Here is a 24,880-nt window from a genome sequence, read left to right as displayed (position 1 = left end):
CATTACTGCCTGGCAGAAGCCGGTCTAGGCTACCGTTTTTTGCCCCATTGTTCCACTTAGTCCAGGTCGCCCCCACGTGTTGCGGGAGACGTTTGGTGTGCTGCTTTCGGCAGCAAAACACGCTCTGCTATGTATTAATACTCTATTTAAAACGCACAACCATGAGCTCTACTTCTCACACACCATTTGCTACAGCTGCCACAGTAGAAGATAGCTACTGTAGAAAAAATTTTCCTTTCAAAAAACCTATGGGGCTGCCATTCTTGTCCCTAATCTTTGCCTTACTATTTGCATCAGATGCCTTTGCTCAAGCAGTACCACAAGCTTCTTTGCCTACTTGTACAAAAGGCAGCCGAACAGTTACACCAAAGTGCACCTCCCAAGACCTAAGAGTTATAGATGCCTATCTAACTGCTCCTTCGTGTTCTTGTAACGAGGGTGATACTACTAGGGCTACCCTGAACTTTCGGCTCTTTAATAAGACCGGATCAACCCGAACGTCATTTGCTTATTTCGCCGTTTTAAATCAGCGAGATGAAAATGGGGTGCTGATAAAAAGTGATTATGTACATGGTTGCACAGCACCTGTAGCCCCTGGCGACACTTCTATTGCAACTTTCACCGATGAGCCGATAAAATTTGTCTGCGGTGCATCGTTGACACTGGTAAACGCCTATATAGCCTGGACTGATGCCTCTGGTGGTGATACCCGACAATGCCCTCTGACGTTCTGTGATATTTCACCTAAGTGTGGATTTCCCCAAACCATTGCAATTACTCCCCTGCTGACTGCCTCTGTTGATACCACTGCTTCCTGCGATAATTCTTCAACTGGCAGTATAACTGTAACGCCAAGCGGCGGTAAGTCTCCTTATGACATTGTGATTACAAATTCAAGCAATCAAGAGGTTGCTAACCTTCCTAATACTACCGGTGCTCAAACCGCGGATAGTCTTGCCGCAGGTACTTATAATGTAAGTGTGACCGATGATGCGGGCTGTACCTATACTACAACGGCAGTGGTAGGAAGCAAAGTTTGCTGCGTGGCACCTCCCAAACCAATTATCTGTCAGACGCCAGCTGACCTCTGCGGTAATGGCACCATTTCGTTGACGATTTCTAATGCTGTAGAAGGAGACTGGTACTATGTGGTACAGGGCACAGATATTGATTCTCTGCAAGCTGGAAGCGGCGGCAGCCTAACCTTCACTGGCTTAACCCCTGGCGGCGGCCTTAGGGTGTATGGGGTTGATGTCAAAAATAACACGCGTTGCCCCGGAGAGGAGGCTAATTGTGATAATACTACCATCGGAACTTGCTCAGCTGACTTCAGCGCGCGTTCATCCAGCAGTGCCCAAACCCTAGCTCCCACCAAACAGCGCAGTATCCGAACGGAAGTGTACCCCAACCCCACCGGCCGGGATGCTACTATCAACTTCTCCGTACCGAAGAGCGGGCATGTACTGGTGCGCGTGTACAATGCCATCGGTGAGCCAGTAGCTACCCTGCTTGATGGTGAAGTAAAAGCTGGCGAAAATCGAGCATTGATATTTAGGGGTGACAAGCTGCCTTCTGGTACTTACTACTACAAGGTGACTGCCAATGGCAAAACCAAGACAAACCGTATCAGCCTCTCAAAATAAGGCTTTCCGGTTATGCATATGCAAAAAGACCTACCCGTTTGGGTGGGTCTTTTTTGTATGTCACTAGCCAGCCACAATGCCATACGGTATTGGGCTTTTGGCTACTTTGCTACGGCATGAAGCACTTCTCCCGCAACCTTACTTTTCAGGTACTTTCCGCCATTGCGCTGGGCATTCTTGTTGGCGCGCTATTTCCAGCTGTAGGCGCGGCACTAAAGCCTATCGGCGACGTTTTTATCAGCCTGATAAAAATGCTGATTGCACCCATCATCTTCCTCACGGTGGTGTTGGGCATTGGCAGCATCGGCAACCTGAAGAAAGTGGGCCGGGTGGGCGGCAAGGCGCTGCTGTATTTTGAGTTGATTACCACGCTGGCCCTGGTTATTGGGGTGGCGGCCGCTAACCTGGTGCACCCTGGCGCGGGCATTGATACCAGCCAGGTAGCCGCCCGGGCCGAGGAAACCCGGCAGTTCAGTGAAAAAGCGGCCGGTATGGATTGGGTGGCTTTTTTCACCCACATTGTGCCGGAGAATCTGGTGGGGGCTTTTACCAGTGGCGACGTGCTGCAGGTGTTGCTGATAGCCGTGCTGTTTGGGTTTGCGCTTTCCCGCGTGAGCCCCACCGTAAGCGCGCCGCTTATTTCCACCTTTGAACGCCTGAGCCACGTGCTGTTTGGCATGCTGGGCATGATTATGAAGCTGGCTCCCTTGGGCGCTTTTGGCGGCATGGCCTACACCATTGGCAAGTACGGGGTTCACACACTGTTGCCGCTGGCCAAGCTCATGGGGGCCGTATACCTGACCATGGCGTTGTTCATTTTTGGGGTGCTGGGTGCGGTAGCGCGCTATTATAAGTTCAGTCTGTGGCGGATGCTGAGCTTCATCAAAGAAGAACTCCTGATTGTACTGGGCACCTCCTCCTCCGAGTCGGCGCTGCCGCGGCTGATTGACAAGCTGGAGGCTTATGGCTGCTCCCGGTCGGTGGCGGGCCTGGTTATTCCTACGGGCTATTCCTTCAACCTGGATGGTACCACCATTTACCTTTCCATGGCCAGCATTTTTCTGGCCCAGGCCTTTCACATTCCGCTCACACTGGGGCAGCAGTTCACCATTATTGGTATTCTGATGCTGACCAGCAAAGGGGCGGCGGGCGTCACGGGCTCGGGGTTTGTAGTGCTGGCCTCCACGCTGGCCGCCACTAAGGTTATTCCGGTAGAAGGCATGGCGCTGCTGCTGGGTGTAGACCGATTTATGTCGGAGGCGCGGGCCATTACCAACATCATCGGCAATGCGGTGGCCACAGTAGTGATTGCCAAAAGCGAAAATGAGTTTGATGAAGCCAAGAACCAGGCGGCTCTAGCCGGGCAGGTACACGCTGAATCTGATGTGCGGGTGAATCAGTAAATACGGCCCTGCCGCGTTGCCGGGAACTAGTAAAAGGCTGGTTCGTGTAGTTTATATCCCACCCTCTTACTATATGCCGCCCCTCTCCCCCGAGCTACGCAAAGCGCTGCTTAACCTGCCTCAAAAAGAAAAAGACCAGCTCCTGACCCGCCTCGTGGCGCAGGATACCGTGCTCACCGAGCAGCTAGCCTTTCGCCTGCTGGAAGGCGACGAAGCCCTGGAAGACCGGCGCCTGCGCCTGCGTACCCAGGTAGATGACCCCGTGCGCGGCTACCATCAAACCCCCAACGACCTGCTGCTGGTAGTGCGGCAGCTGCAGGCCCGTCTTACCTATCACACTAAAATTACCGGCGACCTGATGGGTGAAGTGGAGCTAAGCGTGCGGCTGCTGACCAATGTATTTCGGCACCAGCCGGAGGCCGTAGCGCGCCTGCACGGCCCTACCCAGCCCCTGCTCACGCACCTGGCCCGGCGCACCCACGAGGCCCTGAAGCAGAGTTCTAAACTGCACGAAGACTACCTGGTAGAATTGGCCCCCGCCTTCGATGAATTGCTGCAACACCTGTATCAGTCGGCTGCAGCGCCGCTGGCCCGGGAGCTGGGCATTCCACTATCCATGCAACACGCTTAGTGCTGCGCTTTAGCTGCTTTACTCCAGGGCGCGGAAGGTGATAGGCATGGTATAGCTTACCCATACGGCTTTCCCTTTTATGGTGCCGGGCGTCCACCAGGGCATAATGCGCACCAGGCGTAAGGCTTCTTCATCCAGGCCGTAACCCAGTCCTTTTACAACTTCCGCGTCGCGGATGCGGCCCGCGTCATCTACCACAAACCGAACGTGCACTTTGCCGGCAATGCCACGGGCGAGGGCCTGCTCGGGGTAATGGGCCTTCTCGCGCATAAACTGCTGAAAGCCTCGCTCTCCACCCGGAAAGACCGGCATCTGATCGGCCATCAGATACACAATAGGCGCAGCCACTATCAGTGCTGGCTCGGGTTGCGCCACTGCGGTGTTGGTAGCTAGGGTTACCATAGACTTCGATTTCTGGGCGCGCAGCTTACCAGCACAGAACAGCAATAGTAAGAGAAGTAGAAAATGCCGATGCATACGCCCAAGTGGTTGGTTTAGAGACCGGGCAAAGCTAGAGGCCGGCTAAGGGGCGGGAGTTACCGGTGTATTATGGTTCTGTTGTGCTTAAGTTGACGGGAAATCAAGCATCTTTTCCGCTGAAAATACAGTACGTGCAGTAACGACTCATATACTGCTGCCATGTCCTATCCGCCCTCCCCCGACCATATGCGTGTACCAGAAAACCTCTCCGATGCCGACCTGCGCCAGGCCCTGGAAGAGCTGGACAGCAAAATCCAAACCCTGCGTAACCGCGCCCACGCCACCACCGCCAACTCACCACACACCTACCACGAGCACATTGCAGCCTTGGAGGTGAAACGAGCCAAGCTGGCCGAGCGCCTGGGGCCCGCCCCGGCAACTAGCACTACCTCCTCGGCCACTAACGATACCGACCGAAGCACCTGGGACGAAATCTGGCGCGGTATTGAAAACCTGCGCGACGATTTGCGGCATATCATCTAGTCCTCCAACTGGTTTTTACATAAAAAGCCCCCGTTTTCAGCAAGAAAAACGGGGGCTTTTTATGTATTTATAACATTGACTATCAACCAGTATACCATAATAAGCACATAGAAAAATCGACTCAACAAACATCCTTTCCCTTCCAAAATCAGTACAAAGCCTATCTGCCTGCTGCCGCTGGCCTCCCACTTTACTTCCCACTACTATGCGTTATACAACTCACTCTCTACTGGCAATTTTCCTGCTAATGGGTGTTTCCTGCACCCAGGACAAGGTGCTGCAAAACCCGCGCAGTTACGCCACCGATGCCCCCGCACGGCGGGATAACAACAAGGCAAAATCCAAAAAAGACCCGGTTACTATTGGTCTGGGTCTTGATTTGAATGCGAATAATCCCCAGAAATTTAAAACGGTAAAAGCCCCTCCTAAATACAAGTATGGGAAAGGCAACTAGTTATAAAACGACTAAAAGCTTCAACAAAAAGGCCCCGACGTAACCGTCAGGGCCTTTTTGTTGTTTTATAGAGGAGCAGCAGAACTAAACTACCGGCTCGCGGAAGCCAACCCAGGTAAAGCGCTTAATCACGAACTCGGGGTTGGTGAAGGAAGCATTACCGGCCGGGTTGCCGCCCGTCACGTGGAAGTCAGAGAAGCCGGCATTCTGATTCACGTAAATGCCGCCGGTGAGGTTGAAGCTAACGGGCGTACCAGCCAGGCTCATCTCATCCATAATCTGCTCCTTAATCTCGGGGTCGGTGGTATAGGCACCGCAGGAAATAGCCCCGTGCTCCTTGGCCAGCTTGGCCGCCAGATGAATGCTTTCCTGCGTGTCTTTGGTCTTAATTACCAGCATAATAGGGCCGAACAGCTCCTGGCTGAACTGCTCTACTTTGTCGGAGCTGGTTTCGTGGATGCTGGGCGAGCAGGTGCGGGCATTCTGAAACTGAGGATTATCAACACTGCCGTGGGCCAGTACCTTGCGGCCCCCATCCAGGCTGAGTTGCTGCACCCGTTCGTGCGTAGCCGGATTCTGGATAGCGCCAAACACGTGGGGCCCCACCTTGGGGTTGGTAGCCAGGCCCGTTACAGCCGCGGCCAGTTTCTGTACTACTTCCTCATAGGGTACCTGCTGGCCACCTACTTTCACGCCGGCAGCCGGCACGAAAAAGTTTTGCGGGGCCGTGCACATTTGGCCGGAGTACAAACTCACGGAGAAAGCCAGGTTCTGCGCGACTTTGTCCAGGTCGTCGCAGCTATCCAGAATAATGCTGTTCACGCCGGTTTTCTCCGTGAAAACCGTTTTGCCCTTCAGGCTTTCGATGTACTCGCCGAACTGCGAACCGCCAGTGTAGTCTATCAGCTTCACGGCGGGGTTTTCGGCCAGGTCTTTCGTGATGAGACGGTCGTTGGCATCCACGGCCAGCTGGCAGATGTTGGGGTTCAAGCCGTGGTCTTTCAGTACTTTCTGCACCTCCGCAATAACTATTGCAATGGGCAGCACAGCTTTGGGGTGCGGCTTCACGATGACCGGGTTGCCGGTAACCAGGGAGGCGAACATGCCGGGCACCGTGTTCCAGGTAGGGAACGTGGAGCAGCCAATCACCAGCGCTACGCCTTTGGGAACGGCGCGCCAGGTTTTGTGCAGGGTGATGCTATATTTACCCATGGGCTTCTCCCAGCGAGTTTCCTCGGGAAAGCGGGTCTGCTCCTCGTAGCCGGCAGCAATGGCCTCCAGGGCGCGGTCGGCGGCGTGCGGGCCGCTGGCCTGGAACGACATCATGTAAGCCTGCCCCGTGGTGTGCATGGTGGCATAAGCAATTTCAAAGAAGCGCTGGCGCATGCCGTCCAGGCTCTCGGTGAGCAGCGCCGCGCGCTGAGCGGGCTTCAGCTTGCGCCACTCCGTAAAGGCTTCTTCGGCGCGCTGCACCAGGGTTTCCGGCGAGTAAAAAGGGTAAGTAATGCCCAGGGGCTGCTGCTCGTAGGGCGACTCCTCCTGGCCCACCCACTGCTCAGGCTCGCCCTGCAACAGTTCGGTAAAGCGCTGGCCGCGCAGGGCCTGGAATTTCTCCCGACCCTGCTGGTCGGCATCAGCCCCGTAGATTTCGGGGGAGGGATTTTCGGGGAAAGCGGCAAAGAACGTGCGGCCGTGAAGGGCCTTCACGGCGGTGTCGAGGGTGGCTTGGTGTTTGCGGGTGGTTTCCGTCATAATTCAGGTGGGAAGAAGCGGGTAAAGTATTGATCGGGCGGTTTATCGGGTTGGTCGAAAACCCCGTATAGCGGACGCAAAGTACTGCTCCGAAAGCTTAAATTTACAAATCCCCCCGAACCTACCCAGCTTATGCTTCCACCGCTACGCTTCCTCTTGCTGGTCTTGCTTCTGGGCGGTGCGCTGGTGGTACCCGCGCCCTCACGGGCTCAGGCGGCCCCGGCTGCTATGCCGGGCGTTTGCGTGGTGCGCCTGAAAGCTCCGGCTGCTGCCCGTGGGGTAGCCAGTGCGGATCTGCTCCAGTCTTCCTCCCTGCAAAAAGCTCTGCAACAATTGGGGGCTACCCAGCCGCAACAAAAATATCCCCGGGCTCTGCTGCCCCGCCCCGGACAAGCAAAAGGAGTAGATCTGCGCCAGATTTACCAGGTGCGTTATCCTGCCGGGCAGCCGTTTGAGAAGGTACGCCAGCAGCTGCTGCAAACCGGCGTTTTTGAGTACGTGGAGCCACTCTACCAGCGCCGGCCCCTCTATCAGCCCAACGACCCTTTTGCCGATTCTACCCGCGCGGCCAATACCGCGCGGCAATACTATCTGAAAAACATCCGGGCTTACCGGGCCTGGGATATTTCCAGGGGCGATACCACGATTGTTATCGGCATTTCTGACACGGGCACCCGCTTTACTCATCAGGATTTGAAGGGCAAGGAAAAGCGCAACTACGCCGACCCGGTTGATGGCATCGACAATGATAAGGATGGGTATGTGGACAATTTTCGGGGCTGGGACCTGGCCGATAACGACAACGACCCCACCGCTGATAAGCTACCCGGCTTTAACCACGGTACGCTGGTAGCTGGGGTGGCCGCCGCCCGCACCGATAACGGCCGGGGCATTGCCGGCGTGGGCTTTCACTGTAAATACATGCCCCTGAAAGTGTACCCCAGCACGGCAACAGGCTTTTTTGCGGGCTTTGAGTCTATTGTATATGCTGCCGACCACGGCTGCCAGGTACTGAACCTATCCTGGGGTGATGTAGGCGGCCGCTCTCAGTACGAGCAGGACATTATTACCTACGCGGCCGTGAACCGCAACATGGTCATTGTAGCGGCTGCCGGCAACTCCAACGCCGACCTGGACTTTTATCCGGCCAGCTACGACCATGTCATTTCCGTCTCCGGCTCCGATGTAAACGACCGGAAAGGCAACAACATTACCTATAGCTACTTTGTCGATATCACGGCGCCCAGCGAGCAGATCCTGACTACGAACTTCGACCACGACAGCGCCTATACTTCCAATGTTTACGGCTCGTCTTTCTCGGCCCCTTTGGTAGCAGGGGCAGCAGCTTTGGTGCGCCTGCGCTTTCCCCAGTACAACGCCGACCAGGTAGCCGCCCAGCTACGCCAAACCACTGACTCGCTCTACACCATCTCCGGCAATGCCGTGTACCGGCACAAGCTGGGCACCGGCCGGCTGAACGTGGCCCGCGCTCTGGCCCTCACGGACCGGTACGAGGCCCGCGTAGTGCGCGAAGACTTTACCCCCGTGCGCACCTATTTTCAACCCGGTGACACCGTCAGCCTTTCGGTGCAGGTGCAAAGCCTGCTGAATCCCATCAGCGGCCTTAGGGTTAGCCTGACTTCCTTATCACCGTACCTCACGGTGCGCAATGCTACTTTTCCGGTGCCGGGCTTATCCACGCTGGCTTTAGCTTCTAATGCCGACAGTCCGTTTGAGCTTGTTGTAAGTCCTGAAACGCCCCAGGCCACTACTGCCGTGCTGCGCTATCATTTTGTGGCCGATAATGGGTATCAGGACGACCAGTATGTGAAGGTTGTGCTGAACCCGGGCTACGTAACCCTGGCAGCCGGCGACCTGCGCCTGAGCCTTACCAGTCAGGGAAATATTGGGTATGACTCAGCCAACCCCTGGTTGGGGGAAGGGGTAACCTACCGTACCAAAGTACCCATGCTTTCTATTGGTGCGCTGGTGGTGGCTAACTCTCCCAAGCGGGTGTCTGATCGGCTCCCCAATGCCCAGAACAAAATTAACACGGACTTTACGGCGCTGAGTCCGGTGCAGCTTTTGAAGGCCCCACGTTATGCTACAGAAGAAGCCGCCGGCGTATTTGCTGACACGCTGCAGGGGGCACGGCCCGTTACCCGGGCCGGGGTGCGGGTGCGGCAACATGCTTATTCCTGGGCTGAGCCCACTGAGCGGCGTAATTTCATTGTTCTGGAGTATCGCCTTATTAACATCACCCCAGATACCCTGAAGCCCTTGCACGCCGGCCTGTTTATGGACTGGGACCTACTACCGAACCCGAGTGGCAACGTAGCCGCCTGGCACGAGCAGCAACGCCTGGGGTATGTGACTGAGCGCAAGAACCCCAGGCATTTTGCCGGGGTAACGCTGCTTCGGGGCGGCACTCCCTCGTTCTACGCCGTGGATAATGCCGCCCCCGCCGACTCGGCCGTGCGCATTTACAATGGATTCAGTGAGGCGGAAAAGTATCTGATGCTGGCCACTGGCACCCGCAACCGCGCAGCCGGCAATACCCCTGCCGGCGCCGATGTATCCTACATGCTGGGCGCTAAGATACCGGCCCTCGCCCCCGGCGACTCCGTCATGGTAGCGTTTGCCGTGCTGGCAGCCGGCACGCTGGATAGTCTGCTCACGACCAGCAGCACGGCCCAGACCTGGTATGACGGCATAGCGCTACCCGTGCGGCCAGCCTTGCCTACTGCGTGGCAGCTGTACCCCAATCCTACTACCGGCTTGCTGCACCTGCGTATTACAGCCACTTTTTCTGCTCAGCGGGTGGTTGTTTTGGATGGTGTAGGCCGCACGGTCTTCCAGCAGCGCTGGCCCGCGCAGCAAACTACCGCAACCCTTCAGCTGCAGGGGTTACAACCGGGCATTTATATGGTGCAGCTACAGGGCAAGGATGCTGTTTTAACGCGCAAAGTGCTGATTAAACGGCCATAAGTAGCGCTAGCCAACCGTCCTGAGGTCCTTCCAGCTGGTGGTATAGGCGGGGGAACGGTTTGCCTGCCGTCCATGCCAGACCTGTTGGCTTTGGGCGGTGCCTGCGGCTGCCAGCTTTACCATACTTCGCCCAAATCGATGATTCAAGGCATCCAAAGTGGTCATGAGGTGCTGCCGCTGCTCCTGCTCTTTACTGGAGGCGCCAAAAAGGTCTAGCTGGGCACAGCCGGCAGGCTCCAGCCCGCTCAGCAAAACGCCTGCCCGCTGGTAGGCAGTACCGGGTTGCCGCAACTGGCGCAGGGCCCGCAGAGCCGCTTTGGTAAGAGCGGTGGTATCGTTGGTGGCCGTAGTCAAAGGCAGCACCAGAGTTTGGGTATGCGGCCCACCGGCCGTAAACCGATTAGTACCTAAGATAACAGTCAGCAGGTGTGCCGATAGACCCTGCTTACGGAGTTTCTCAGCCCCTCGCTCCACAAATGTGGCTATAGCTTCGGTCAGCGGGCCCAGCCCGTTCTGGGGGCGACCGAAAGAGCGGGTGTGGGTAACGCTGTGGCGCCTGGGTGCAGCATCTGGCTCTTCTCCCCCGCCGGCATGCAGCGCCAGGCATAGCTCACCGCGCAGCTCGCGCCAAAGGCGGACACCCACTACGCCCCCCAGATGTCGTCGTACCCAGGCCTCTGGCATAGCTACCAGATCTGCGGCCGTCTGGATATCCTGGGCCTGCAGCTTAGGCGCGTAACGGCGACCAATACCCCAAATTTTGCCTACAGGAGTAGCCGCCAGAGCGGCCGCCTGCTGTTCCGGGGTGGCTAGCACCAGCACGCCGTTGGTGTGCCGCGCCAGGCGGTTGGCCAACTTGGCCAGCGTTTTAGTGGGCGCCACACCCACGCATACCGGAATGCCCGTTTGCTGGCGCACCGCAGTCTGCACTGCCAGTGCGCAGTCCGTCAGATCAGGAAATAAATAGTTCTGCCCGCTCAGGTCCAGAAAAGACTCATCAATAGAATATACCTCTACCTCCGGTGAGAACTGAGAAAGCACCTGCATGACGCGTCGGCTCATGTCGCCATAGAGGGGGTAGTTGGAGGAAAATACCTGTACGGCATGCTCCTGCAAACGGGGCCGGGCCTGATAGTAGGGCTCGCCCATGGCAAACCCGAGGCTCTTGGCCTCGTCGGAGCGGGCTATCAGACAACCGTCATTGTTGCTGAGTACTACCACGGGTATGCCCTCCAGCTGCGGCTGAAATACCCGCTCGCAGGACACATAGAAGTTATTGCAATCAACCAGAGCAAACATAGGCCAAAGAAACTCAGCAGGTGGGTGGCAGGGCGTGGATTACGTGCGTGACTACCCCGCGCACGGTAAAGCTCATGTCGCCGGTTATTTCCACATTTTGGTAGTGGGCATTGGCAGGCTCCAGCCACAGGCGCGGGCCCTGCTGCCGCAGGCGCTTAATAGTATACTCGCCTTCTACCACGGCCACTACCACGTGGCCGTCGCGGGGCGTGAGGGCGCGGTCAATGGCAATCAGGTCGCCGTCGTGGATACCGGCCTCCAGCATAGAGTCGCCGCGCACGCGGGCCAGAAAGGTAGCCGCCGGGTGCCGGAACAGGTGGCGGTTGAGGTCGAGGGGCGGGTCGAAGTGGTCATCGGCGGGAGAAGGAAAACCCGCCGAAAGCGTGCTGCCGATTACGGGCAACTGTAACGGCCAGGGCTCATCGGGCAAACGGTAAAGATGCAGCAGGCTCATACCGGGGTGGATTAGTACTTGATGGCCGCTATTTACTAATTAATTTAGCAAATCCGCATACTCCCCGGTTTCGTATGTACATTTTCGTCAATTATCTATGCAATGCCATAATTTTATAAGTACTATTAAAACCGCTTTTAAAGCAGTATTTAACCAGAATAACCATATAAAAAATTACACTAAACTTTTTAGTTATATCAAATATCTGTATCTTTGGATATGTCGAAAGTAAAGCTTCCCGTTCCGCTTCCGGTCCAGCAGTTTGCCCGCTGCGTAGATGCCACCCGCCGCCCTGCCAACTATGTAGGCGAGTGGCCTGAGGGTGGCCAGGTCTATCCGGTTCGCACCCTGCCTAATGCCCACACCGGCCAGCCCCAGGTGCATATTCTCGGGTTTTATGTAGAAGCGCCATACGGTGCTTTTGCTGCCCGACGCTTTGAGCCCGTGGCCGATGTGTGGCTGAATTAGCCATTTGGCCCATTTCGCCAACCCTTTATTCCCGGTTGTGGTCTGCTTACCCGGCAGACCACAACCGGGCTTTTTATTACTCCCCCGGCCTCAACCCGAACCCCCGGCGCTACTAACTCTAACGGCCGTACTGATAGAAAATACCGGTGTCGGCGGGTGTCCAGAGGCTGGCTTTCTGCCCGCTGGCTTTCAGGGCGTCGTTGGCCCAGGTATTACAGGTATAGAAGAGGTTGTAAGTGCGGCGGGCATCGTAGAACGTATCGTTTTGGCCGTAATTATGCCCCTCAATGTGCTGCACCCGCCCGGCCGCGTCGTAGGCGAAGCTGTCCTTGATGAAGGCAATCAGGCGGCTATATTCGTCTGGTGTTAAATAGATCTTAACGCACTTGTCGTTTTCGGTGGGCTGGTGGTAATAGGTGGTGTGCATGGCCGAGGTGCCCAGCCAGAACATGGCTTTGAAGGCGGTGCTGGCTTTCAGCTGCGACCAGGTGGGCGTATCCAGATAAAAGCCCTTGTCGCCCCAGCCAAAGCCGAGGTAGTGCCGGGTGGTATCGGCGGCGGGCGTGTCGGCGTACGGTAATAGCTCGCTCCAGTCTATCTGGGCGGTGCGCACGGGCACTACAATATCGGTATGCACGCCATTGGAGAGAAGGTAGGCCTCAATGGCGCCCTCGGAGGGCTGGCTCCGCTTGCCTACCGGTATGATGGAAAGAGCGGCAGATCCTACCAGATATATGGCCAACGCCCCCATTAATCCCCCACCCGCCCAGGCGGCGCTTTTCAAAACATTCTTCAGGGCGTGTGGCATAGAAAGCAATTGGGAAAGGCAAAATTTAGCCCTCATACGTAAATGGGCCGGTAAGTTGCGTTAACGGGCAGAGCGGCGAAGTCCGAGGGCCGCTGCCAGTACCAGGCCGGTGGGTATCCACAGCCACCGCAGCTCACTGAGTAAAGTAGCCACACCGCGCTCGGAAAAGAAGCCCCCGCTTACGGGCGAAACGCGCACGGGCCGCCAGGGCCAGAAAAACCGCTCCCCGCTGAACGGCGCCAGCAATGCCACGCCCAGGCCACCATTGGTGAGCATATCCAGCAACGGGTGCGAAACTGTGGCAGCCGCGAACCAGCTCATCAGGGCTACCCGGCTCCACCCACCACGCCAGCGTTCCGGCATTAGGCAAGCCAGGCAGAGACCAACCAACCCGGCGAAAACCACCGAATGTGTGAAGCCCCGATGCCCCCACATGCTTTCATAGGCAATGCCGAGGCGAAACGTTATGGCGTCAAAATCCGGCAGGATAGCGCACAGGGCCGTGAGCCACCAAAAGGCGGCCGGCTGCTTAGTCGTAGTCAGGCTGCGGCCCAGGCCAACAGCCACGGCCGCATGAGTGAAAATTGTAGGCATAGCAACCCGCAAATAGGCACAGGGGATTTACATTTGAAACTCCTATTTCCTGCTAGCAATGCCCACTGATTTTCCTGAATCCGACTACCGCATACCGGCGTCCTACCGGCGCATGGAGAACATGCACATTGTCTTTTGGCTCCTGAAAGATGTCAGCTGGTGCATGGTTTGGAAACCCTTGGGCTTGCTGATGATTGTGCCTACCCTAACTATTGCTGTGGTAATTGCCTGGCGCACCCGCCACATAGTCTCGGAGTGGGCCCACAACGTGGCCATTGTGCTCTGGATAACGGCCAACTCCTACTGGATGATCAGTGAGTTCTTTGAGTTTGACACTCTACTTGTTGCGCCGGGTATTACGGGCAAGCATCTGGCGTTGGGGCCCTTTGTGGCGGGGCTACTGGTTTTAGGCTACTATTATCTGGTACAGAACCCACGGGCGGTTGGACACCGTGCGGCAGCTAGCCAGTAATGGGACCAAACAGCATACTAAGCTGTGGTTAGTAATTCCTGCAAATTTTTCTGCCAGCCAGACAAGTTTTACGGGTGAGTTGCTCTCTTTTATCCGATGTAATACAGGACAAACAAGATATTTACTCTGTTGTAAGAAAAAGCCACAATACAGGTATTACTATAAATTTCTTTGTTGTTGTGACCGAATAAAAGCAATAATTACTGTGTCTAACTAATTAAAATAAAAATTACAGCGTCAACCTTATGATGATATAAATATGTCTAACTATCATTCACTATCAACTCTATTATGCAGATACAATTAACTATAATCTGTTTATTTTCTACCATTCAGCAACCACCTAATAGGCGTATACTGCACTAGGTATTTATAAGATAGCAGCAGTACTGTCACAGAAAAAAATAGACTAACTATATATTTCACCAGATGAAATATATCCAGAGTAGATTGGTAACCCGCTACCCAAATTACAAGTGGAAAATGTATTAGATAAACCCAATAAGAAGCTTGAGACAAGAAACCCATTATCTTGTTATCCGCACTAAAATATTTATGAAATAAGCCAATAAGACCAAAAATCATTAACCATGATAGCAGGGCACAAAAACCCGAAGTAGCTAGTAGCAGCCAGATACCACCTGTGAGATGAAAGGTTATAACTAGCAGAAAGTAGACAATGGAAATCGGAAAAGAAAGAATCAGCCACAATTTCCATTGCCTAAATAAATAATACATACTATTCCCAAGCGAGTATAATAAAAATCCGAAACCAAAATACCCGGTATAGAGAAGTAGCAATGGAACATTAGGTATAAATGTATTGTCGGTAGCAATAGTCCCTTGCTGCATTAACACAATAAAGCCAGCAGACAGAATAGCCAGCGCAAAAATCAACCAGATAGTATTCTTCTCTTGCTGCGTAATCAATTGCAAAATCTGCTGATAGAGCCTGCGTAATAGTGCCGGGCTCCAGAAAAGTATCAGAAGCATAAGAAGGCATATCTGAAACAAATAATACAGGAACCACAAATGGTGGGTGGGCAAGTTTTGGTATATACTGAGATTATACCAGGACGCTAGGGACTGTGCAACCGGAATATGCCCGCTGTAGTAATTACAAACAATCTGTACCAGCGGGCATATCAACAGCCAACCCGCCAGGAAAGGCAGAAGTATTCTTTTGAGCCTGTCCTGCAGAAAAGCCTTGGCACCACGCTTTTGATAAACCAAATGCGAGAACAGCCCTGCCATTACGAAAAAAACCGGCATCCCGAAGGTCAGCAGCGAAACCAGCATATAGTCATAGCCCGGGCTTCTTTGAATATCCTTTACCGGAAAGGGCGCATACACGGCATATGCTAATGCAGAGTGGAATATGACGCATAATAGCATCATGGTTGACCGTAAGGCATCCAGGCTGTGTAACCGGCTTGACGTACTCATGTGCAATGTTTTCGACTTGAGATAAGCACCTTATACTCAAAAAAAGGCCGCGTCCCCTCCCGGGAAAGCGGCCTTTTTAGCATGACAATTTAAAATTACTTCTGCGAAAGCTGAGCAGCACCTGCTTCTTTTAAACGAATCAGGTTCAGCGCGGAGCCGGCTTTAAACCACTCAATCTGACCTTCGTTGTACGTGTGGTTCAGGGTGATGAGGTCTGTGTCGCCGTCTTCGTGGTGCAGACGGGCCTGCAGGGGCTGGCCGGGCTGGAAGCTCGTCAGGCCGATGATGTCGATGGTGTCGCCTTCCTCAATCAGGTCGTAGTCGGCCTTGTTGGCGAAAGTAAGGGCCAGCATGCCTTGCTTCTTGAGGTTGGTCTCGTGAATACGGGCAAACGACTTCACAATGATGGCGCGCACGCCCAGGTGGCGGGGTTCCATGGCCGCGTGCTCCCGCGACGAGCCTTCACCGTAGTTTTCATCACCCACTACTACCGTTCCAATACCCATGGACTTGTAGTTACGGGCTGCTTGGGGTACGGTAGTATAAGTAACACCCTGCGAAACATAGTCGCGCACCTTGTTAGCCTCACCGTTGAAGCAGTTGGTGGCGCCGATGAGCATGTTGTTGGAGATGTTGTCCAGGTGGCCGCGGTATTTCAACCACGGACCGGCCATCGAAATATGGTCGGTGGTGCACTTGCCCTGAGCTTTGATGAGTAGGCGCAGACCATGCAGGTCGGTGCCTTCCCAGGCCTTGAAGGGCTCCAGCAACTCCAGACGGTCGGAAGAAGGATCAACCACTACCTGCACGCCCGAGCCATCTACTACGGGTGCCTGGTAGCCGGCATCTTCTACGGCGTAGCCCTGGGGTGGCATTTCCACACCGCGGGGCTCGTCCAGCTTCACCTGCTGGCCGTCACGAGTGGTCAGCGTATCAGTGAGAGGGTTGAAGGTCAAATCACCGGCAATGGCGAAGGCCGTTACGATTTCGGGCGAGGCCACGAAAGCGTGGGTGTTCGGGTTACCGTCGTTGCGCTTGGCGAAGTTGCGGTTGAACGAGGTGATGATGGAGTTCTTGCGCTTGGGGTCGTCGGTGTGGCGGGCCCACTGGCCGATGCACGGACCGCAGGCGTTAGCCAATACTACCCCGCCCATTTCAGCAAAAGTATCCAGCAGACCGTCGCGCTGCACGGTGTAGCGCACCAGCTCCGAGCCAGGCGTTACGGTGAACTCCGCATTAACAGTCAGGCCTTTGGTTACGGCTTGCTTGGCAATGCTGGCGGCGCGGGTAATGTCTTCGTAGGAAGAGTTAGTGCACGAGCCAATCAGACCAACTTCCAGCTTCTCGGGCCAGCCGTGCTCACGCACTGCGGCTGCAAACTGGGAGATAGGCCAGGCAGCGTCCGGCGTGAACGGACCGTTCACATGGGGCTCCAGCTCATCCAGATTGATTTCAATCAGCTGATCATAGTACTTCGCTGGGTCAGCAAATACCTCATCATCGGCGCGCAGATGTTGGGCTACGCCGGCAGCCAGGTCGGCAATTTCGCCACGGCTGGTGCCACGCAGGTACGTGGCCATGCTTTCATCGTAGGCAAACACCGAAGTGGTAGCCCCAATTTCAGCACCCATGTTGCAGATAGTAGCCTTGCCGGTGCACGACATGTTCTCGGCACCCTCGCCGAAGTATTCAACAATAGCACCGGTACCGCCTTTCACAGTCAGGATACCGGCTACTTTCAGGATAACGTCTTTGGGAGCCGTCCAGCCGGAGAGTTTACCGGTCAGTTTCACGCCAATTACTTTCGGGAACTTCAGCTCCCAGGCCATACCGGCCATTACGTCTACCGCGTCGGCACCGCCTACGCCAATGGCCACCATACCCAGACCACCCGCGTTGGGCGTGTGCGAGTCGGTACCAATCATCATACCGCCGGGGAAGGCGTAGTTTTCCAGAACTACCTGGTGAATGATACCGGCACCGGGCTTCCAGAAACCAATACCATACTTATTGGAAACCGAAGCCAGGAAGTCATATACTTCCTTGTTTTCGGCGTTAGCCACGGCCAGATCTTCATCGGCACCATTCTGGGCCTGAATGAGGTGGTCGCAGTGTACGGTGCTGGGAACAGCCACTTTGGGCTTGCCGGCCTGCATGAACTGCAACAGCGCCATCTGGGCCGTAGCGTCCTGCATAGCAACACGGTCGGGGGCGAAATCGACGTAGGAAACGCCCCGCTCAAACGCTTGAGTTACCTGGCCACCATAGAGGTGAGCGTACAGAATTTTCTCAGTCAAAGTGAGCGGGCGGCCAACAGCAGCGCGGGCGGCCTCAATGCGCGCGCCCATGCCGGCGTACACGGCCTGAATCATTTCTAAGTCAAACGCCATAACAAAAAGGGAAAAAGTGTATAGGGAAAGCCCCCGTAAAGGGTACGCAAATATAGGTACCTGCTGTTGCGAAGCACAAAACTTTCGCAGCTTTGACACATACAGGCTGCGCAACGCACAAAGTGTGCGCTACAACCTACATTTGGCGTTGGTATTTAAACTAACGGAACCCCTCCGTAGTTTAGCCCCGAACTTAACATTCTAACTTTTTTCCTATGCCCGTTGCCTTCTCTCTTCGTAAGGCCGTAGCCGGGGCCGGACTCGCGCTGGCCGCGGTGGCCTGTCAGTCCAATTCTACCTCCTCCACTGAAAACCAAACGCCGGCCAAATCCGAGGCGGGTACTACTACCGGCACCCCGCCTACCTTAAGCAATGGTAAGTGGCGCGGCGTGCTTTCTGCGCAAGGCCAGCAGATTCCTTTCCTGTTTGAAGTTTCGCAGAGCGGTGGCAAGCCCGTGGTAACGCTGCGCAACGGCGAAGAAAAGCTGAAGCTGGACGAAATCACCACCGCCGGCGACTCGATGACCATCCGCATGGGTGTGTTTGATGCTGCCTTGGTGGTGCGTCAGGACGGTGCTGATAAGCTGAAAGGCGCCTGGGTAAAGTACGATGGCAAAGAGCCTTACCGCGTGGCGTTTTCGGCGGAGAAAGGTGAGAGTAAATTATTTCAAACTACCGGGAAAGCAGAGTCTTTCGACGGTACCTGGAACGTTACGTTCAAAGGGGATGACGGCGACACGTATCCAGCCGTTGGCCTCTTTAAGCAGAATGGAAACGACGTAACCGGCACGTTCCTGACTTCCACCGGTGACTACCGTTACCTGGCTGGTCAGGCCGAAGGCAACAAGCTAAACGTAACCACTTTCGATGGCAGCCACGGCTTCCTGTTCTCAGCGGAGAAGCAGCCTAACGGGACGTTGAAAGGCGACTTCTACAGCGGCAAAAAAGGCCACGAAACCTGGACCGCCACGCTGGACCCCAACGCCAAACTGCCCGATGCTAACGCCATGACCAACATGAGGCCCGGCCAGAAACGCCTCGATTTCAAATTCCCGAACATCTTCGAAGGCGGCAGCATCTCCCCCACCGACCCCAAGTACAAAGGCAAAGTAGTGGTAGTGCAAATCCTCGGCTCGTGGTGCCCCAACTGCATGGACGAAACCAACTTCCTGGCTCCCTGGTACGAGAAGAACAAGCAGCGTGGCGTGGAAATCATTGGCCTGGGCTACGAGCGCACGCCCGATCAGAAAGTGGCTTCACAGAAGCTGCTGAAGATGCGCCAGCGGATGAACATTGGCTACGACATTGCTGTGGCCGGACAGGCATCGGCCGCCGAAGCCAGCAAATCGTTGCCGCAGCTGGCTAAGGTGCTGGCCTTCCCCACCACCATTTTCCTCGATAAAAAAGGTGAGGTGCGCAAGATCCACACCGGCTTCTCGGGCCCCGGCACCGGTAAGTATTACCAGCAGGAAATCGACGAGTTCAACGCTACCATCGACAAGCTGTTAGCGGAGTAATTCCCTCGCATCAGTCCATAAAAAAAGCCTGCTTCCCTGGGGAGGCGGGCTTTTTTTATGGCCTTAGTCAAAACAGGTCTATTCCACTGGGCGCGGGCGTTCCAGCAGCACAATTTCCTCGCCGTGATACATAGCGCGGGCAAATTCCTGATACCCGAACTTGTTAGCCAGGTGCAGGGAAGCGGTATTGCCGGGGTCGATGATGCAGGTGGTGCGCGGTGTGGGTAAGTGCTCATCGGCCCAGGCCAGGGCGGCCTGCAGGGCCTGGCTGGCGTAGCCGCGGCCGTGCAGGCGGGGCGCCAGCACCCAGCCAGCTTCGGGCGTGCCTTTCAGCGAGGGCGTCAGGTCGCGCTGCACATCGAAAAAGCCTACGGTGCCCACAAACCGGCCGGTGGCTTTTTCCTCAATAGACCAGGAGCCGTAGCCCAGCATGCCCCAGTGGCCCATATGGGAAAGCATGCGGCGCCACACATCTTCCTCAGAGTGGGGTTTACCACCCAGGAAACGATAAAATTCCGGGTCCTGATGCATAGCGGCACCCTCGTGCAGGTCGGTGGGCCGGGGGCCGCGCAGAAGTAAGTCGGGAGTATCCAGCACGGGCACTAAGGGTGCTGGGGCAGACAGCAGGGAGAATGGTAGGGACATGCGGCAAATTAGCAAAACCCTGGAATGCGTAACATGCGGCCTAATTCGGCGGGCGTCGTAAAGTATTTCGCGCATCCTCCCGACTACCTCTTCCAACGGATCCGCTTCAGCGGATTATACCTTATGAGAAATTCCTTACGCTTTATTGGGCGGCTTTTGGGCGGACTGGTAGTGGTTCTGCTAGTGGTAGGCGTGGCCTTTGCCAACCTGGGGCCCGAGTTTGGCGGCAAGCCTACCAAGGAACAAAAACTAGCCTATGCCAAAAGCGGCCATTACCGGGACGGTGAGTTTCAAAACCTAATACCCACCACGCTCATGACCGATGGCAGCACGTTTTCGGTGCTGTGGCGCTTTCTCTTCAGCAAACCCGAGCGTACCACCCCAAACGCGCCCCTACCCATGCAGCGGCTCGATTCGCTGAGCATCACGCGCAAAACAACCGATATGCTGCGCGTGACGTGGTTTGGGCACTCGGCTAGTCTGGTAGAAATAGGTGGCCGCAATATTCTGCTGGACCCCATGCTCAGCATCAAAATGGGGCCCCTGTCCTGGGTAACGCCCCGGCGCTACAACCCCATCCTGCCCATTTCAGCGGAGCAACTGCCGCCCATTGATGCGGTGCTCATCTCCCACGACCACTACGACCATCTCGACTATAAAACCATTCTGCGGCTCAAGGATAAGGTGGCGCATTTCTACGTGCCGCTGGGCGTAGGTGCCCACCTACTGGCCTGGGGCGTGGCCCCTGAAAAGGTGCAGGAGCTAGACTGGAACGACTCCATTCAACTTCCGGGCCTGACCATTGTGAGCATGCCCGCCCGCCACTTTTCCGGCCGTGGCCTCACCAACCGCAACTCTACTTCCTGGAGCTCCTGGGTCTTAAAGTCAGCCACAAAGCGCGTGTTTTACAGCGGCGATGGCGGCTATGGCCCCCACTTCCAGACTATAGGCGCCAAACATGGTCCGTTTGATCTGGCCCTGATGGAATGTGGGCAGTATGACCGGCAATGGGCCGAGATTCATATGATGCCCGAACAAACCGTGCAGGCAGCCGTGGATGTGCGGACCCGGGTGCTGATGCCCGTGCATTGGGGCGCTTTCACGGAGGCCAATCACCCGTGGGATGAGCCGGTAAATCGGGCAACGGCGGAAGCGGCGCGGCGGCAGCTGCCCATTACCACGCCCCGGCTGGGGCAGCCCATAACGGTTGGGGTTGGCCCGCTGCCTCAGGAGCATTGGTGGCAGTAAAATATGGGTTGCGCTAGGCTACTTTCTGAAACCGCAGCCGCATGCCCGGCTGTGGCCGTAGCGTAATTAAAGGCACCGAGGCAGGCACCATATTCTCTGGTAGTTCCACAGTGAAATGCCGCAGCGTTTCAAGCAGCACCAACTGAATTTCCGTGAGGGCAAAGTGGTTGCCAATGCACAACCGCGGGCCGCCACCAAAGGGCAGATATCCATAGGCTGGCACTGGGGGCTGCGCTTCGGGCGCAAAACGCTCCGGCCGAAATTCGGTTGGCGCTGACCACAACGCCGGGTGGCGGTGCATGCCGTAGAGGTAGATGGAAAACAGCGTACCCTTTGGAATGCACTGCCCCTGAAACTCGTCTTCTTCCAGGGCTACGCGGTCCAGAATCCAGGCGGGCGGATACAGGCGCATCGTTTCCTGAATTACCTGCAGGGAGTATGGCAAACGGGTCAAATCATCGAAAGTGGGCGGCCGATTTACCAGGCCGGCTGCCTGCAATTCCTCGCGCACCTTCGTGGCTTTTTCTGGGTTTGCCGCCAGTAGGTAGAACAGCCAGCTGAGGGCATTAGCAGAGGTTTCGTGGCCGGCCAGCAATAAAATATTTGCTTCATCCAGCAGCTGATCCTCCGTCATGGGCTCGCCGGTATCCTCGTAGCGCACGTCCAGCAGCATTTGCAGCAGGTCGTCGTGGGTTTGGTGGTCCGGGGCGGCACGACGCTGCCGGATGTAGCCGCGCACCAGTTCACGCAATTCCCGGCTCAGAGCATCGTGGTAGCGGTAGCCGCCGGTTATAGTCCACCAGGGCCGCAGGTAGGGCTGCCGAATGGTGCGCACGTAAAAAGCCTGAATCCGGGTAAGAATTTCCGAAAGCCGCTCCCGCTCCGCCTCGCCCATGCTGGTCCCGAAGGTGGCCTGCGCAATAATGCGGAAGGCCACGCGCGTCATAGCCTCATGAATATCCACTAATGCCGGCCCGGCAGCGATGCGCTGGCGCAGCTCCTGGGTCCACTCCTCGGCGGCCGCCAGCATCAGCCGCGTGAGGCCCGCCAGACGCTGGCGGTGAAAGCCAGGCTGAATCAGACGGCGCTGCCGGAGCCAGTCGGCGCCCTCGTTGGTGAGCAGGCCGCGGCCAATGTAGCGGATGAGGCCGTGCGTGAGGTCAGACTTAAGGTAACGACGGTGGTTTTTCTGCAGGATATGCTGGGCCAGTGCCGGGTCGCGCGTCACGATAATGGGCCGGACGCCACCCAAGTGCATACCCACCGTGTCGCCGTGATAAGCATGCGCGCGGTCGAGGTTACCGAGAGGGTCGCGGGCCATGGCTACCGAGGACAGCAGCGTGCGCCAGCGCGGTACCCAGGGAAACGGGGTAGCAGTATCGGATGCCCGGGTTTCCATCACCGAAACATTCTTCTCTATTGCACCTGCTTGTAATGCACTTCTGACATGTCGCGCAGGCGGCCGGCGCTGAACTCGGGCGTAATATCCCGCTGAGGGTCGCCCAGCATTTCATACCCCACCATGAACTTGCGCACGGTAGCCGAGCGCAGCAGCGGCGGGTAGAAATGCATGTGCAGATGCCATTCCGGATGATCCTCTCCATCGGTGGGCCGCTGGTGCAGGCCGGCTGAATAGGGGAAGGAAATCTGGAAGAGGTTGTCGTAGCGAATGGTGAGGCGGCGGATAATATCGGCCAGCGCCTCCCGCTCCTCATCCGTGAGCTGGGTGATGTCCTGCACGGGGCGGCGCGCAATCAGCAGCGTTTCGAAAGGCCAAACGGCCCAGAAGGGCACCAGCACCACAAAGTGTGCATTCTCAATTACAATCCGCTCCTGCTTTTCCAGCTCTATGGCCAGATAGTCGGCCAGCAGGGTGCGCTGGTGTTGCTGGAAATAGGCCAGCTGCTCCGTGCTTTCCTTGGCCGGCTCCATGGGTACGGTGCGCTGCGCCCAGATTTGCCCGTGCGGGTGCGGGTTCGAGCAGCCCATCATCTGGCCTTTGTTCTCGAAGATCTGGACGTAATTGATATCCGGCCGGGCGCCCAGCGTGCGGAACTCATCTACCCACAAATCTACTACCTGCCGAATGGCCGGCGTCGTCATTTCCGGCAACGTTAAATCATGGCGCGGCGAGAAGCAGATAACCCGGCAGACACCTGATTCCGCTTCGGCGCGCAGCAGGCCGCCTTCGTTGACGCCGCCCACGGGCACCTGCTCCTGCAGGGCCGCAAAGTCATTGGTGAAGACGAAAGTGGAATCGTAGGCGGGGTTGATTTCGCCGTTGGCGCGGGTGTTGCCGGGGCACAGGTAGCAGCTAGGATCATAGGCGGGGCGCTGCTCCCCTTCCGGGGCCTCCTGCTGGCCCTGCCAGGGGCGCTTGGAACGGTGCGGCGACACCAGTACCCATTCCCCCTTCAGGGCATTAAACCGACGGTGCGGGTGCTCCGTTGTATCAAATCCAGACATAGAAAGACGATAAAAAACGACCAGAAATTAGGCTTGCTGCGTCGTCAGGTTGACGCCATCTACAATAGTGGCCTGATAGGTTTCCAACTGCAGACCAAGCTCCTGCTGGTAAGCGGCCGTCATGTGGTCAATAAAAGACGCTACCTGCTCAGCCTGCACCAGGTTGATGGTGCAGCCACCAAAGCCACCACCCATCATGCGGGCGCCAAACACGCCGGGGTGCTTCTGGGCCGCTTCCACCAATACATCCAGCTCGCGGCAGCTCACTTCGTACTGGTCGCGCAGGCCAGCGTGGGAACCGTACATCTCCTGGCCAAACGCTTGCATATCCCCGGCTTCCAGGTGCTGACAGGCCCGTACTACCCGCTCGTTTTCCTGCACCACGTAGGCACAGCGACGGTATACTACATCACCCAGCTCGGCGCGGTGCGCTTCTACCTGCCCCATAGTTGCATCGCGCAGGCTGGTAATGTTGGGGTAGTGACTATGCAGAACCTTCACACCCTGCTCGCACTCCTGGCGGCGCAGGTTATACTCTGAGCTGGCCAGCGAATGTTTCACGCCGGAGTTGCACAGCACAATGCGGTTAGTGGTAGTATCGAAGGGGAAGTAGGCGTATTCCAAGGAGCGGCAATCGAGGCGCACCACGTGGTTGGCATGACCGAAAAGGCTGGCAAACTGGTCCATAAGGCCACACATTACTTTGGCGTACTCATGCTCTGCTTTCTGGGCCATGTGCGCCAGCTCCATGCGCTCAATGCCTAAGTTCAGCAAGTGGTTTAAGGCGAAGGCTATGCCGCATTCCACAGCCGCCGAAGACGACATACCGGCACCAATGGGAATAGTACCGCCAAACACGCAGTCAAATCCTTCCAGCGGCAGGTTGCGCTTTTGCAGCTGCGCTACCACGCCCAACAGGTAGTTGGCCCAGGCATGGTCCGTAGGGTGCACCGCATCCAGGGAAACACTCAGCGTTTCCTGCAGATCATGGGAAACCAGGTTTAGCATGCGGCTGCCGTTCAGGCGCACGGCAAAGTAAATGGCATGATCTACAGCGGCAGGGAGGACAAAACCGTCGTTATAGTCCGTATGCTCACCAATAAGGTTTACCCGGCCGGGAGCCCGCACCAGCAGCGGCTCTCCGCTAAAACGCTGGCGAAAATCGGCAGCAACACTTTCAGGAGTGGTGGTATATATCTGCATGAGGAAGCTAAATGAATTGCAATAGAATAAAAACGG

Annotated in this window: 22 protein-coding genes; 10 read left to right on the top strand and 12 right to left on the bottom strand. The window is 56.2% G+C overall.

Annotated features, from left to right (window positions below):
• Positions 1 to 161: 161 nt before the first annotated feature.
• From Q4G72_RS08240 to Q4G72_RS08230, 3 genes are all read left to right on the top strand, one after another.
• Positions 162 to 1,643, top strand: coding sequence for a T9SS type A sorting domain-containing protein (locus Q4G72_RS08240; protein WP_303310942.1), 1,482 nt, complete (start codon positions 162 to 164; stop codon positions 1,641 to 1,643).
• A 116-nt stretch (positions 1,644 to 1,759) separates the two neighbouring features.
• On the top strand, positions 1,760 to 3,046 hold the full coding sequence (locus Q4G72_RS08235; protein ID WP_303310941.1) for a dicarboxylate/amino acid:cation symporter: 1,287 nt from the start codon (positions 1,760 to 1,762) through the stop codon (positions 3,044 to 3,046).
• A 73-nt stretch (positions 3,047 to 3,119) separates the two neighbouring features.
• The gene (locus tag Q4G72_RS08230) at positions 3,120 to 3,677 is read left to right on the top strand and encodes a hypothetical protein (RefSeq protein ID WP_303310940.1); all 558 of its coding nucleotides are present in this window, start codon (positions 3,120 to 3,122) and stop codon (positions 3,675 to 3,677) included.
• An 18-nt stretch (positions 3,678 to 3,695) separates the two neighbouring features.
• On the opposite strand, the gene Q4G72_RS08225 is transcribed toward Q4G72_RS08230, so the two are convergent.
• Positions 3,696 to 4,154, bottom strand: coding sequence for an energy transducer TonB (locus tag Q4G72_RS08225; protein WP_303310939.1), 459 nt, complete (start codon positions 4,152 to 4,154; stop codon positions 3,696 to 3,698).
• Positions 4,155 to 4,316: 162 nt separating this feature from the next.
• On the opposite strand from Q4G72_RS08225, the gene Q4G72_RS08220 reads away from it, so the two are divergent.
• Both Q4G72_RS08220 and Q4G72_RS08215 read left to right on the top strand, forming a co-directional pair.
• A complete protein-coding gene (locus tag Q4G72_RS08220; protein WP_303310938.1) occupies positions 4,317 to 4,640 on the top strand; it encodes a hypothetical protein in 324 nt (107 codons plus the stop codon).
• Between the two features lie 205 nt (positions 4,641 to 4,845).
• Positions 4,846 to 5,094, top strand: a complete 249-nt coding sequence (locus Q4G72_RS08215; RefSeq protein WP_303310937.1) for a hypothetical protein — start codon at positions 4,846 to 4,848, stop codon at positions 5,092 to 5,094.
• An 84-nt stretch (positions 5,095 to 5,178) separates the two neighbouring features.
• Here Q4G72_RS08215 and paaN read toward each other — a convergent pair whose 3' ends face one another.
• The gene (paaN, locus tag Q4G72_RS08210; RefSeq protein ID WP_303310936.1) at positions 5,179 to 6,846 is read right to left on the bottom strand and encodes a phenylacetic acid degradation protein PaaN; all 1,668 of its coding nucleotides are present in this window, start codon (positions 6,844 to 6,846) and stop codon (positions 5,179 to 5,181) included.
• Between the two features lie 132 nt (positions 6,847 to 6,978).
• Here paaN and Q4G72_RS08205 point away from each other — a divergent pair, with 132 nt between their 5' ends.
• Positions 6,979 to 9,834 carry a S8 family peptidase gene (locus Q4G72_RS08205; RefSeq protein ID WP_303310935.1) on the top strand — a complete coding sequence of 952 codons (2,856 nt, stop codon included), beginning with the start codon at positions 6,979 to 6,981 and terminating at the stop codon, positions 9,832 to 9,834.
• Positions 9,835 to 9,840: 6 nt separating this feature from the next.
• On the opposite strand, the gene Q4G72_RS08200 is transcribed toward Q4G72_RS08205, so the two are convergent.
• Together Q4G72_RS08200 and Q4G72_RS08195 are read right to left on the bottom strand one after the other, a co-directional pair.
• Positions 9,841 to 11,133 carry a Y-family DNA polymerase gene (locus Q4G72_RS08200; protein ID WP_303310934.1) on the bottom strand — a complete coding sequence of 431 codons (1,293 nt, stop codon included), beginning with the start codon at positions 11,131 to 11,133 and terminating at the stop codon, positions 9,841 to 9,843.
• Positions 11,134 to 11,146: 13 nt separating this feature from the next.
• Positions 11,147 to 11,587, bottom strand: a complete 441-nt coding sequence (locus Q4G72_RS08195) for a LexA family protein (protein WP_303310933.1) — start codon at positions 11,585 to 11,587, stop codon at positions 11,147 to 11,149.
• Positions 11,588 to 11,806: 219 nt separating this feature from the next.
• Here Q4G72_RS08195 and Q4G72_RS08190 point away from each other — a divergent pair, with 219 nt between their 5' ends.
• Complete coding sequence (locus tag Q4G72_RS08190; protein WP_303310932.1) at positions 11,807 to 12,055, top strand: hypothetical protein; 249 nt, start codon at positions 11,807 to 11,809, stop codon at positions 12,053 to 12,055.
• Positions 12,056 to 12,173: 118 nt separating this feature from the next.
• On the opposite strand, the gene Q4G72_RS08185 is transcribed toward Q4G72_RS08190, so the two are convergent.
• Both Q4G72_RS08185 and Q4G72_RS08180 read right to left on the bottom strand, forming a co-directional pair.
• Positions 12,174 to 12,863 carry a TIGR02117 family protein gene (locus tag Q4G72_RS08185; RefSeq protein ID WP_303310931.1) on the bottom strand — a complete coding sequence of 230 codons (690 nt, stop codon included), beginning with the start codon at positions 12,861 to 12,863 and terminating at the stop codon, positions 12,174 to 12,176.
• A gap of 60 nt (positions 12,864 to 12,923) precedes the next feature.
• Positions 12,924 to 13,457, bottom strand: a complete 534-nt coding sequence (locus tag Q4G72_RS08180) for a metal-dependent hydrolase (protein WP_303310930.1) — start codon at positions 13,455 to 13,457, stop codon at positions 12,924 to 12,926.
• 58 nt (positions 13,458 to 13,515) lie between these two features.
• Here Q4G72_RS08180 and Q4G72_RS08175 point away from each other — a divergent pair, with 58 nt between their 5' ends.
• Positions 13,516 to 13,929 (top strand): hypothetical protein, encoded by a 414-nt coding sequence (locus Q4G72_RS08175; RefSeq protein ID WP_303310929.1) that lies wholly within the window; start codon positions 13,516 to 13,518, stop codon positions 13,927 to 13,929.
• A gap of 318 nt (positions 13,930 to 14,247) precedes the next feature.
• Here the strand turns inward: Q4G72_RS08175 and Q4G72_RS08170 are convergent, their stop codons facing one another.
• Both Q4G72_RS08170 and Q4G72_RS08165 read right to left on the bottom strand, forming a co-directional pair.
• Positions 14,248 to 15,375, bottom strand: a complete 1,128-nt coding sequence (locus tag Q4G72_RS08170) for an acyltransferase family protein (RefSeq protein WP_303310928.1) — start codon at positions 15,373 to 15,375, stop codon at positions 14,248 to 14,250.
• A gap of 95 nt (positions 15,376 to 15,470) precedes the next feature.
• Positions 15,471 to 17,765: an aconitate hydratase gene (locus Q4G72_RS08165; protein ID WP_303310927.1), complete on the bottom strand. Its 2,295-nt coding sequence runs from the start codon at positions 17,763 to 17,765 to the stop codon at positions 15,471 to 15,473.
• A 215-nt stretch (positions 17,766 to 17,980) separates the two neighbouring features.
• Between Q4G72_RS08165 and Q4G72_RS08160 the strand changes: the two genes are divergently transcribed.
• Positions 17,981 to 19,282 (top strand): TlpA disulfide reductase family protein, encoded by a 1,302-nt coding sequence (locus Q4G72_RS08160; RefSeq protein WP_303310926.1) that lies wholly within the window; start codon positions 17,981 to 17,983, stop codon positions 19,280 to 19,282.
• A gap of 78 nt (positions 19,283 to 19,360) precedes the next feature.
• Here Q4G72_RS08160 and Q4G72_RS08155 read toward each other — a convergent pair whose 3' ends face one another.
• Entirely contained in the window at positions 19,361 to 19,927 is a 567-nt protein-coding gene (locus Q4G72_RS08155) for a GNAT family N-acetyltransferase (RefSeq protein WP_303310925.1), read from the bottom strand.
• A 123-nt stretch (positions 19,928 to 20,050) separates the two neighbouring features.
• On the opposite strand from Q4G72_RS08155, the gene Q4G72_RS08150 reads away from it, so the two are divergent.
• Positions 20,051 to 21,175: an MBL fold metallo-hydrolase gene (locus tag Q4G72_RS08150; RefSeq protein ID WP_303310924.1), complete on the top strand. Its 1,125-nt coding sequence runs from the start codon at positions 20,051 to 20,053 to the stop codon at positions 21,173 to 21,175.
• A 13-nt stretch (positions 21,176 to 21,188) separates the two neighbouring features.
• On the opposite strand, the gene Q4G72_RS08145 is transcribed toward Q4G72_RS08150, so the two are convergent.
• Genes Q4G72_RS08145 through galK form a run of 3 tightly spaced genes read right to left on the bottom strand, consistent with a single transcriptional unit; the run spans position 21,189 to position 24,844 of the window.
• Positions 21,189 to 22,574 (bottom strand): cytochrome P450, encoded by a 1,386-nt coding sequence (locus Q4G72_RS08145; RefSeq protein ID WP_303310923.1) that lies wholly within the window; start codon positions 22,572 to 22,574, stop codon positions 21,189 to 21,191.
• 17 nt (positions 22,575 to 22,591) lie between these two features.
• The gene (locus tag Q4G72_RS08140) at positions 22,592 to 23,641 is read right to left on the bottom strand and encodes a UDP-glucose--hexose-1-phosphate uridylyltransferase (protein WP_303310922.1); all 1,050 of its coding nucleotides are present in this window, start codon (positions 23,639 to 23,641) and stop codon (positions 22,592 to 22,594) included.
• A 27-nt stretch (positions 23,642 to 23,668) separates the two neighbouring features.
• Positions 23,669 to 24,844 carry a galactokinase gene (galK, locus tag Q4G72_RS08135; protein WP_303310921.1) on the bottom strand — a complete coding sequence of 392 codons (1,176 nt, stop codon included), beginning with the start codon at positions 24,842 to 24,844 and terminating at the stop codon, positions 23,669 to 23,671.
• Positions 24,845 to 24,880: the final 36 nt, after the last annotated feature.

This window comes from Hymenobacter sp. BT730, assembly GCF_030542105.1.
In the GTDB taxonomy this organism is placed as follows: domain Bacteria; phylum Bacteroidota; class Bacteroidia; order Cytophagales; family Hymenobacteraceae; genus Hymenobacter.
This window is presented reverse-complemented; position numbering and strand designations above follow the sequence as displayed.